The following is a 9,929-nucleotide window of genomic DNA, read 5'->3' as shown; positions in this document are numbered from 1 at the left end:
TCGTATCTCGTATCTCGTATCTCTGAGCTCAAATCGCAGATACAAAAAAGCCTCGCTATATAGCGAGGCTTTGGAATTTCTATGCGCCCTTGTAACAGGGAGCGTTAACGTAAGGTCTGAATTACTTCAGCATACCTTCGTTAGCGTTCTCACGAACGTGCTTAAGAATAGACTTAACACCACGTGCGCTTGAAGCAACAACATTACCAGAAGTCATGTAATCAGTACCGCCAGCAAAGTCAGTCATGATAGCACCAGCTTCACGAGCGATTAGATCGCCAGCTGCTAGATCCCATGGCTTAAGGCCAAGTTCTAGGTAACCATCAACACGGCCAGCTGCTAGGTAACATAGGTCAAGAGCAGGAGAACCTGTACGACGGAAATCAGCACAGTCGATGAATAGACCAGAGATGATCTTCATGAAAGATTCAGAGTGTTGTTTTTGCTTGAATGGGAAACCAGTCGCTAGAACAGTACCTTGAAGGTCTTTTAGTTGAGTAACACGCATACGAGCGTTGTTAAGTTGAGCGCCAGCGCCACGTTGAGCTGTGAATAGCTCGTTTAGCATTGGGTCATAAACACAAGCAACTTCTGTACGACCGTTCATGCGAACAGCGATAGATACAGAGAAGTGAGGGAAACCTTTTACAAAGTTGTTGGTGCCATCCAGTGGGTCAACGATCCATTGTACATCAGAGTCTTTACCTTCAGTCAGGCCTTTCTCTTCAGAAATAATGCTGTGCTCTGGGTAAGATGCTTTGATTGTCTCAATGATCATGTACTCAGCTTCTTGAGCAATGTTAGTAACGTAATCGTTGTTACCTTTTAGAGACGATTCGATCTTATCAGTTGTTTCTAGAGATTTAGCAATATGGTTGCCAGCTTTACGCGCAGCGCGTATCGCAATGTTTAGCATTGGATGCATATGGTTTTTCCCACAAGATGTTAAAGAACAATTTAAAGCGGCGGCGAGTATACCAAAGTTTTACCAAAAGGGAAGTGGTTATTTTTTGAACTCTTGGTTTCACATTACGCGAAGGGTCTGACCATTTTACTTTGCTATGTGTTAATATCTCGCGATTATTTTTAAAGTGGTGTCATATAGCATGTTAGACAATGTAAAAGTCGTTCTGGTTGGTACGTCTCATTCGGGAAATATCGGATCAGCAGCTCGCGCAATGAAAGTGATGGGTTTGAGTCAATTAGTTCTTGTAGACCCTCAATGTGAAGTTGACGAGCAGACCTTAGCACTGGCTGCGGGTGCAGGTGACATCGCAGAAAACGCGACCATCGTTTCTACATTAGACGAAGCCGTAAAAGACTGTGGTTTGGTGGTTGGTTCGAGTGCACGTTCACGTACGCTTGAATGGCCAATGCTTGAGCCTCGTGAGTGTGGACAAAAGTTTGCGATTGAAGGTCAAAAGCACCCAGTCGCATTAGTGTTCGGCCGTGAACGTACTGGCTTGACTAACGATGAGCTTCAGAAGTGCCACTTCCATGTATGTATCCCAGCTAACCCTGAATACAGCTCGCTAAACCTAGCAATGGCAGTGCAGACTCTGAGCTACGAAGTGCGTGTAGCTCACCTTGATATGGTCGCTAGCCAATATCAGCCACAGCAACAAGATGAGTACCCTCGTCACGAAGAACTAGAAATGTTCTATGAGCACCTTGAAAAAGTGATCATTGATACCCAATTTATCTCTAAGGATAAGCCAGGTCAGGTGATGAATAAACTACGTCGTCTGTTCAGTCGAGCTCGTCCAGAGTTGCAAGAGATCAACACTCTACGCGGCATTTTGACTTCAATTGAGAAGAGCAAAAACGACAAATAAAAACCACACAAACCCTAAGGGTGAATACTTGACTAAAATAGTCAACTAAATACTTGACCAATTTAGTCAGGTATGGGAAGATTCCAACCACATAAACAATGTGGATTCGGTGTGATATGAAACTTACATCTAAAGGAAGATATGCGGTAACAGCTATGCTAGATGTAGCACTGCATTCGCAAAAAAGCCCAGTTCCTCTGGCTGATATTTCAGAGCGACAGGGCATCTCATTATCTTACTTAGAACAGCTATTTTCTAAGTTACGTAAAGCTGGCTTAGTTGCTAGTGTTCGTGGTCCTGGCGGTGGTTACCGTTTAGGTGCTGAAGCGAGCGACATCGCTGTCGGAACTGTAATTGCTGCAGTAGACGAATCAGTTGATGCAACTAAGTGTCACGGTCGAGCAGATTGCCAAGGTGGTAGTCGTTGTTTAACTCACACTCTTTGGCGTGATTTAAGCTCCCGAATCAGCAGCTTCTTAAATGACATTACGCTCGGTGAGCTAATGAAAGATAACGAAGTTTTAGAGATTTCTGATCGTCAAGATATCGATCTTGCGGTTAATAATGGTTTTGCACATAAAAATACGAGCACTACAACGATTAGTGCAGCACCTCACGGTGTTAATGCCCGCTCTTAGCGGTCAGTTTTTACATTGGAGTAGAAAATGAAACTGCCTATTTACTTTGACTATTCAGCTACATGCCCAGTCGATCCACGTGTTGCTGAAAAAATGGTTCAGTGCATGACGATGGACGGTAACTTCGGTAACCCTGCATCTCGTTCACACCGTTACGGCTGGCAGGCAGAAGAATCAGTAGATAATGCTCGTGAGCAAATTGCCGATCTACTAAATGCAGACCCACGTGAGATTGTTTTCACGTCAGGTGCTACAGAGTCAGACAACCTTGCTATCAAAGGTGCAGCGCACTTTTACGAGAAGAAAGGTAAGCACGTAATCACGTGTAAAACAGAACATAAAGCGGTTCTTGATCCATGTCGCCAACTAGAGCGTGAAGGTTTTGAGGTGACTTACCTTGAGCCTGAAGCAAACGGCATCATTGATTTAGACAAGCTACAAGCAGCAATGCGTGAAGATACGGTTCTTGTTTCTATCATGCACGTAAACAACGAGATTGGTGTAATCCAAGATATCTCTGCAATCGGCGAATTATGTCGTTCACGCAAGATCATCTTCCACGTTGATGCGGCTCAGTCTGCGGGTAAAATCCCACTAGATGTAAAAGAGATGAAAGTTGACCTTATCTCTCTTTCTGCACACAAAGCATACGGCCCTAAAGGCATTGGTGCTTTGTACGTTCGTCGTAAGCCACGTATTCGTCTTGAAGCACAGATGCACGGTGGAGGTCACGAACGTGGTTTCCGTTCTGGTACGCTTGCTACTCACCAAATCGTGGGTATGGGTGAAGCTTTTGCTGTCGCTAAACAAGACATGCAGAAAGATTATGACCACGCACTAGCACTTCGCGAGCGTCTATTGAAAGGGGTTCAAGATCTAGAAGCAGTAACGGTAAATGGCGACTTAGATCAACGTGTACCACATAACCTAAACGTGAGCTTTGCTTTCGTTGAAGGTGAATCTCTGCTTATGTCTTTAAAAGACTTAGCGGTATCATCAGGTTCTGCATGTACATCAGCGAGTCTTGAGCCTTCATACGTTTTACGCGCTCTTGGCTTAAACGATGAACTGGCACACAGCTCAGTACGTTTTTCATTCGGCCGTTTCACTACGGAAGAAGAAATCGACTACGCGATTGCACAAATCCGTGTAGCAGTAAATAAATTACGCGACATGTCTCCTCTATGGGATATGTATAAAGAAGGGATTGATTTGAACACTGTTGAGTGGGCTCATCACTAATCTCACGGAAATAGAGGATTCGAGGTAACTATCATGGCATATAGCGAAAAAGTAATTGATCACTACGAAAACCCACGTAACGTAGGTTCGTTTGATAAAGAAGATCCAAGTGTAGGTAGCGGCATGGTTGGCGCACCAGCTTGTGGTGACGTAATGAAACTGCAAATCAAAGTATCTGCAGAAGGTATTATTGAAGACGCAAAATTCAAGACTTACGGTTGCGGTAGCGCAATCGCTTCTAGCTCACTAGTCACTGAGTGGGTTAAAGGTAAAAGTATTGATGAAGCAGCTGCTATTAAAAACTCTGAAATCGCAGAAGAGCTAGAGTTGCCACCAGTGAAAGTTCACTGTTCAATTCTTGCTGAAGATGCAATCAAAGCAGCGGTTGCGGATTACAAAAAGAAGCACTAATCGTTTCTACAACGTAATCACTTCAAAAAAGTAATATTTGGGAGCACCCTTTGTGCTCCCCCTGAGTTCTCAATTTATATAAAACACAAGGTTGTAGTATGGCCATCACCATGACAGATACGGCAGCAAGCCGAGTTCAAGCTTTCCTAGATAACCGAGGTAAAGGTATCGGGTTGCGCTTAGCGGTAAAAACTACTGGCTGTTCGGGTATGGCGTATGTACTGGAATTCGTTGACGAGCTCAACGAAGAAGACGAAGTGTTCGAGCATTCAGGTGTTAAGGTCATCATTGATCCAAAGAGCCTAGTTTACCTAGACGGTACTGAGCTTGATTACGTAAAAGAAGGCCTAAACGAAGGTTTTGAATTCAACAACCCTAACGCGAAAGGCGAATGTGGTTGTGGTGAGAGCTTCAATGTATAAACGCCTCAATCGTTGAGCGTTTATAATGAGCGAAGAATAAAATTAGGCTCTAAGTAAAGAGCCTAAACTTAGGACCACCGTTACATGAATCATTTCGAATTATTTGGGCTACCACTTCAGTTTCAACTGGATGGTAGCCTTCTTTCTTCTCAGTTTAGAGATCTGCAACGCCAATTCCACCCTGATAAATTTGCCACGGCTTCTGAGCGAGATCGCTTGCTGGCTGTGCAAAAAGCTGCGCAAATCAATGATGCGTACCAGGTGTTGAAAAATCCAGTCAGCCGCGCTGAATACCTGTTAGTTCAACATGGTGAGGATATTCGTGGTGAGCAGCAGACTATGCAAGATCCTATGTTCCTGATGGAGCAAATGGAATTGCGTGAAGAGCTGGAAGATATCGCCGACAGTTCTGATCCTGAAGATGCTTTGTTTGCATTTGAAGGAAAGGTTAGCAAAATGTATAAACAACAATTAAGCGCTATCCAACAAGAACTCGACAGCGAAGCTTGGTTAGAAGCTGCAGACCGAGTAAGAAAGCTTAAGTTTATTGCAAAATTAAAGAATGAAATCGAGTTAGTTGAAGATCGTTTGATCGGCTAGTTCGTATAACAAGGACACATCCATGGCACTACTTCAGATTGCAGAACCAGGGCAAAGCGCCGCTCCTCACCAGCACAAGCTTGCAGTGGGTATTGATTTAGGTACAACAAACTCATTGGTTGCGTCAGTGCGCAGTGGTGAGGCAAGCACGCTTGTTGATCAACAAGGTCGCAGTATTCTCCCTTCCGTTGTTCACTATCAGTCAGAGTCGTACACCACTGGTGATGAAGCGCGTGTAAATGCACAAACTGATCCTAAAAATACCATTATCTCAGTTAAGCGATTAATCGGTCGTTCACTGTCAGATATTCAACAGCGATACCCATCTCTGCCATATCAGTTTGAAGAAAGTGATAATGGCCTGCCTGTGATTAACACAGCGCAAGGAAATAAGAACCCAATTCAAGTATCTGCAGATATTCTTCGTGCACTCGGTCAACGTGCTGAGTCGACGTTAGGTGGTGAATTGGCTGGTGCCGTGATTACCGTCCCTGCGTACTTTGATGATGCACAACGTGCAGGTACCAAAGACGCAGCGCAACTTGCTGGTCTTCATGTGTTACGTCTTCTTAATGAACCCACTGCAGCTGCGATTGCTTATGGCTTGGATTCAGGTAAAGAAGGGGGAATCGCTGTTTATGACTTAGGCGGTGGTACGTTTGATATCTCTATCCTACGCCTGTCTAAAGGTGTCTTCGAAGTTTTAGCAACCGGTGGTGACTCTGCATTAGGCGGCGATGACTTTGACCATTTAATTGCGGATCATTTCCAAGAGCAAATGGGCTTGTTAGAGCTGACAGCAGAACAGAACCGTATTCTTCTAGACGCAGCAACAGAAGCGAAGATTGGCTTATCTGAAGCTGAAAGCGTTAATGTTGAAGCACTAGGTTGGTCTGGCTCTTTAACTCGTGAAGAGTTCGAAGAGATCATCAAGCCACTAGTTAAGAAAACGCTGCTTTCGTGCCGCCGAGCACTGAAAGATGCGGAAGTTGACGCGGATGAAGTACTAGAAGTCGTGATGGTAGGTGGTTCAACTCGTACCTTACTTGTTCGTGAAATGGTCGGTGGCTTCTTTGGTCGTACTCCATTAACCAGTATTAACCCTGATGAAGTGGTTGCGATTGGCGCATCGATTCAAGCGGATATCTTAGTTGGCAACAAGCCTGACTCTGAGATGCTGCTATTGGATGTTATCCCTCTGTCACTGGGTATCGAAACCATGGGTGGCTTAGTCGAAAAGATCATCCCTCGTAATACCACGATCCCAGTTGCTCGTGCACAAGAGTTTACCACGTTCAAAGACGGTCAAACTGCAATGACAGTACACACCGTGCAAGGCGAGCGTGAGATGGTTGATGACTGTCGTTCACTGGCTCGATTTGCTCTGAAAGGCATCCCGCCGATGACTGCAGGTGCTGCTCATATTCGTGTTACTTACCAAGTGGATGCTGATGGCCTGCTATCGGTTACCGCAATGGAGAAGAGCACTGGCGTTCAAGCTGAAATCCAAGTTAAGCCTTCTTACGGTCTAAGCGACAACGAAGTGGCTAGCATGCTGAAAGATTCGATGACGTTTGCAAAAGAAGACATGCAAGCGCGTGCTCTTGCTGAGCAACGCGTAGAAGCGGATCGCGTTATCGAAGGCCTTATCGCTGCAATGCAAGCCGACGGTGACGAGCTACTTGATGAGCAAGGCAAACAACAACTTGTTCAAGCGATTGAAGCACTGATTGAAGTGCGTAATGGCGACAACGCTGATGCTATTGAACTAGAAATTAAGAATACCGACAAAGCGAGCCAAGACTTTGCTTCTCGTCGTATGGATAAATCAATTCGTGCTGCACTGTCAGGTCAGTCAGTCGATAATATTTAATAGTTAGAGAATAGATAAACATGCCAAAGATTATTGTTTTACCTCACGAAGATCTATGTCCAGAAGGCGCTGTTTTAGAAGCAAAAACTGGTGAGACGGTTCTTGATGTTGCATTGAAGGCCGGTATTGGTATTGAACACGCATGTGAAAAATCGTGTGCATGTACAACATGTCACGTCGTGATTCGTGAAGGCTTCGATTCTTTAGAAGAGAGTGATGACCTAGAAGACGACATGCTAGATAAGGCATGGGGCTTAGAGATGGAATCTCGCCTTGGCTGCCAAGCAAAAGTGGCTGATACGGATCTTGTTGTAGAGATTCCAAAGTACACATTGAACCTAGCGTCTGAAGATCACTAAGAACTTCTCTACAGTCATGGTGGTTTCGCCATGACTGAGATAACGGTTTAAAAAAACTGGCCTAGAATATAGATCATAAAGGTGACAGAGCGTCGCTAATAAATATAAGGAAGTGTTATGAGCTTGAAGTGGATTGATTCGCGAGACATCGCAATTGAGCTATGTGATTTGTACCCTGATACTGATCCTAAAACGGTACGTTTTACCGATCTGCATCAATGGGTGCTAGACCTTGAAGAGTTTGATGACGAGCCTAACCACTCGAATGAAAAAATCTTAGAGGCTATTATTTTGTGCTGGATGGATGAGATGGATTAATCCTCTTATCTGATGATTTGGTCGCGGGTTGGCATCAGTCCAATATAAAACGCAGCCAAGTTAACAATTCTTACTAAAAAAAGCGGACCTTATGGTCCGTTTTTTTATCAAAATGACATTTTCCTCCTACATAATGCTAACATCAGTGAGCTAATAAAAAATAATCAGAATCACACTCTCGAAGTGGTTCATGACAAGGAGAAATCATGTCTACACAGATGTCAGTATTTTTAAGTCAAGAAGCTGCCCAGCCTCAGTGGGGAGCAAGAGCTATTTTATCGTTCTCAGAAGCGGGAGCGACAATTCACATTGGTGAAGGCCACGATCTAGGCGCAGTTCAACGTGCGGGTCGTACGCTTGACGGACAAGGTATCGCATTCGTTTCACTTCGTGGTGAAGGTTGGGATCTAGAAAGCGTTTGGGCTTTCTACCAAGGCTACCGTGGACCAAAGAAAAAGAATGCATTGGAATGGGATGCACTTTCAGAAGCCGATCAAACTGAGCTTGAAGCTCGTATTCGCGCAACTGACTGGACGCGTGACATTATCAATAAAACCGCTGAAGAAGTGGCACCTCGTCAACTTGCGACAATGGCTGCAGAATACATCAAGTCAGTGGCACCAGCGGGCACTGTTAAAGCGAAGATTGTTAAAGACAAGGATCTACTAACCGAAGGTTGGGAAGGCATCTACGCGGTCGGCCGTGGCTCTGAGCGTACATCAGCAATGCTGCAACTGGACTTCAACCCAACAGGCGATGAAAACGCACCTGTATTTGCCTGTTTAGTCGGTAAAGGTATTACGTTCGATTCGGGCGGTTACAGTATCAAGCCAGGCCAATTCATGACAGCGATGAAAGCTGACATGGGTGGCGCAGCAACGATTACTGGTGGTTTAGGTCTTGCGATTGAACGCGGTCTTAACAAGCGCATCAAGCTTATTCTATGTTGCGCAGAGAACATGATCTCTGGTCGCGCATTGAAGCTTGGCGATATCATTACCTACAAAAACGGTAAAACAGTTGAGATCATGAACACTGATGCGGAAGGTCGCTTAGTGCTAGCTGATGGCCTGATGTACGCAAGTGCACAAAGCCCTGAGCTGATCATCGACTGTGCAACGCTAACAGGCGCGGCTAAAAACGCATTAGGTAACGACTACCACGCACTATTAAGCTTCGATGATGAGTTGTCTCACCAAGCGCTAACAGCGGCAAACCAAGAGAAAGAAGGCTTATGGCCACTGCCTCTTGCTGATTTCCACCGTGGTATGTTGCCTTCAAACTTTGCTGATCTTTCAAACATCAGCACAGGCGATTACACACCGGGTGCAAGTACAGCAGCTGCATTCCTTTCTTACTTTGTAGATGATTACAAAAAAGGTTGGATTCATATGGATTGCGCGGGTACTTACCGTAAGTCAGCAAGTGACAAGTGGGCGGCAGGCGCAACGGGTATGGGCGTTCGCACACTGGCTCGTCTTCTTATCGACCAAGCAAAATAATAATAAGGGTGAGCGGTATTTTGTGCCGCTCATTCATAAAGCTCAGATCGAAAGATCTCTGTAATTTCAGTATTTAATAACAAAAAAATGAAGTGAAGGAATCCCTATGGCTCTAGAAAGAACGTTCTCAATTGTTAAGCCGGATGCAGTTAAGCGTAACCTTGTTGGTGAAATCTACCACCGTATCGAAAAAGCAGGCCTAGAAATTATTGCTGCTAAAATGGTTCGTCTTACTGAAGAGCAAGCGAGTGGCTTCTACGCTGAACATGAAGGCAAAGAGTTCTTCCCTGCTCTTAAAGAGTTTATGACTTCTGGTCCTATCATGGTTCAAGTGCTTGAAGGCGAAAACGCTATCGCTCGTTACCGTGAACTTATGGGTAAAACAAACCCAGAAGAAGCGGCATGCGGTACTATCCGTGCTGACTACGCAATCAGCATGCGTTACAACTCAGTTCACGGCAGCGACAGCCCTGAGTCTGCAGCTCGCGAAATCGAATTCTTCTTCCCAGAATCTGAAATTTGCCCACGCCCAGCTCAATAATCGGCACTGCAAATTATTCTAAAGGCTTCACTTCGGTGAGGCCTTTTTTGTAAGTGGATTTTACGCTCTCGATAATCAATTTAGTCGTCATTCTCGAAAGCGACGAAGGAGCGTAATCGGGAATCTGTTTTTGTTATTGGAGATTCCAGATACTTCGTTCCTCAGTTCTGGAATGACGGGGAACTTTG

Annotated in this window: 12 protein-coding genes; 11 read left to right on the top strand and 1 reads right to left on the bottom strand. The window is 44.8% G+C overall.

All coding sequences use genetic code 11. From position 1 onward, the window contains the following. Positions 1-121 precede the first annotated feature (121 nt). Positions 122-925 carry an inositol-1-monophosphatase gene (suhB, locus tag AB4209_RS10925; RefSeq protein WP_017062836.1) on the bottom strand — a complete coding sequence of 268 codons (804 nt, stop codon included), beginning with the start codon at positions 923-925 and terminating at the stop codon, positions 122-124. Between the two features lie 181 nt (positions 926-1,106). Between suhB and trmJ the strand changes: the two genes are divergently transcribed. The 11 genes from trmJ to ndk all read left to right on the top strand — a co-directional run bounded on the left by trmJ (position 1,107) and on the right by ndk (position 9,741). After that, complete coding sequence (gene trmJ / locus AB4209_RS10920) at positions 1,107-1,835, top strand: tRNA (cytosine(32)/uridine(32)-2'-O)-methyltransferase TrmJ (RefSeq protein ID WP_017062835.1); 729 nt, start codon at positions 1,107-1,109, stop codon at positions 1,833-1,835. 116 nt (positions 1,836-1,951) lie between these two features. Beyond that, positions 1,952-2,473, top strand: a complete 522-nt coding sequence (gene iscR / locus AB4209_RS10915; protein WP_010440512.1) for a Fe-S cluster assembly transcriptional regulator IscR — start codon at positions 1,952-1,954, stop codon at positions 2,471-2,473. A gap of 27 nt (positions 2,474-2,500) precedes the next feature. Then, positions 2,501-3,715 carry an IscS subfamily cysteine desulfurase gene (locus AB4209_RS10910; protein WP_010440514.1) on the top strand — a complete coding sequence of 405 codons (1,215 nt, stop codon included), beginning with the start codon at positions 2,501-2,503 and terminating at the stop codon, positions 3,713-3,715. A 33-nt stretch (positions 3,716-3,748) separates the two neighbouring features. Then, complete coding sequence (iscU, locus tag AB4209_RS10905; protein WP_004735094.1) at positions 3,749-4,126, top strand: Fe-S cluster assembly scaffold IscU; 378 nt, start codon at positions 3,749-3,751, stop codon at positions 4,124-4,126. Positions 4,127-4,224: 98 nt separating this feature from the next. After that, the gene (gene iscA / locus AB4209_RS10900) at positions 4,225-4,548 is read left to right on the top strand and encodes an iron-sulfur cluster assembly protein IscA (protein ID WP_010440519.1); all 324 of its coding nucleotides are present in this window, start codon (positions 4,225-4,227) and stop codon (positions 4,546-4,548) included. A gap of 84 nt (positions 4,549-4,632) precedes the next feature. Beyond that, complete coding sequence (gene hscB, locus AB4209_RS10895; protein WP_010440522.1) at positions 4,633-5,148, top strand: co-chaperone HscB; 516 nt, start codon at positions 4,633-4,635, stop codon at positions 5,146-5,148. 22 nt (positions 5,149-5,170) lie between these two features. After that, positions 5,171-7,021 carry a Fe-S protein assembly chaperone HscA gene (gene hscA / locus AB4209_RS10890; protein WP_372055857.1) on the top strand — a complete coding sequence of 617 codons (1,851 nt, stop codon included), beginning with the start codon at positions 5,171-5,173 and terminating at the stop codon, positions 7,019-7,021. A gap of 20 nt (positions 7,022-7,041) precedes the next feature. Next, positions 7,042-7,380, top strand: coding sequence for an ISC system 2Fe-2S type ferredoxin (gene fdx, locus AB4209_RS10885; RefSeq protein ID WP_010440525.1), 339 nt, complete (start codon positions 7,042-7,044; stop codon positions 7,378-7,380). A 117-nt stretch (positions 7,381-7,497) separates the two neighbouring features. Next, on the top strand, positions 7,498-7,698 hold the full coding sequence (iscX, locus tag AB4209_RS10880; RefSeq protein ID WP_004740335.1) for a Fe-S cluster assembly protein IscX: 201 nt from the start codon (positions 7,498-7,500) through the stop codon (positions 7,696-7,698). A gap of 206 nt (positions 7,699-7,904) precedes the next feature. Next, positions 7,905-9,200, top strand: coding sequence for an aminopeptidase PepB (gene pepB, locus AB4209_RS10875; protein ID WP_017062517.1), 1,296 nt, complete (start codon positions 7,905-7,907; stop codon positions 9,198-9,200). 106 nt (positions 9,201-9,306) lie between these two features. Beyond that, complete coding sequence (gene ndk / locus AB4209_RS10870; protein ID WP_016797173.1) at positions 9,307-9,741, top strand: nucleoside-diphosphate kinase; 435 nt, start codon at positions 9,307-9,309, stop codon at positions 9,739-9,741. Positions 9,742-9,929 lie beyond the last annotated feature (188 nt).

The organism is Vibrio sp. 10N.286.48.C11, from assembly GCF_041469805.1.
Lineage (GTDB): Bacteria > Pseudomonadota > Gammaproteobacteria > Enterobacterales > Vibrionaceae > Vibrio > Vibrio crassostreae_C.
The sequence above is the reverse complement of the archived record's forward strand: the minus strand, read 5'-3'. Positions and strand labels throughout refer to the sequence as shown.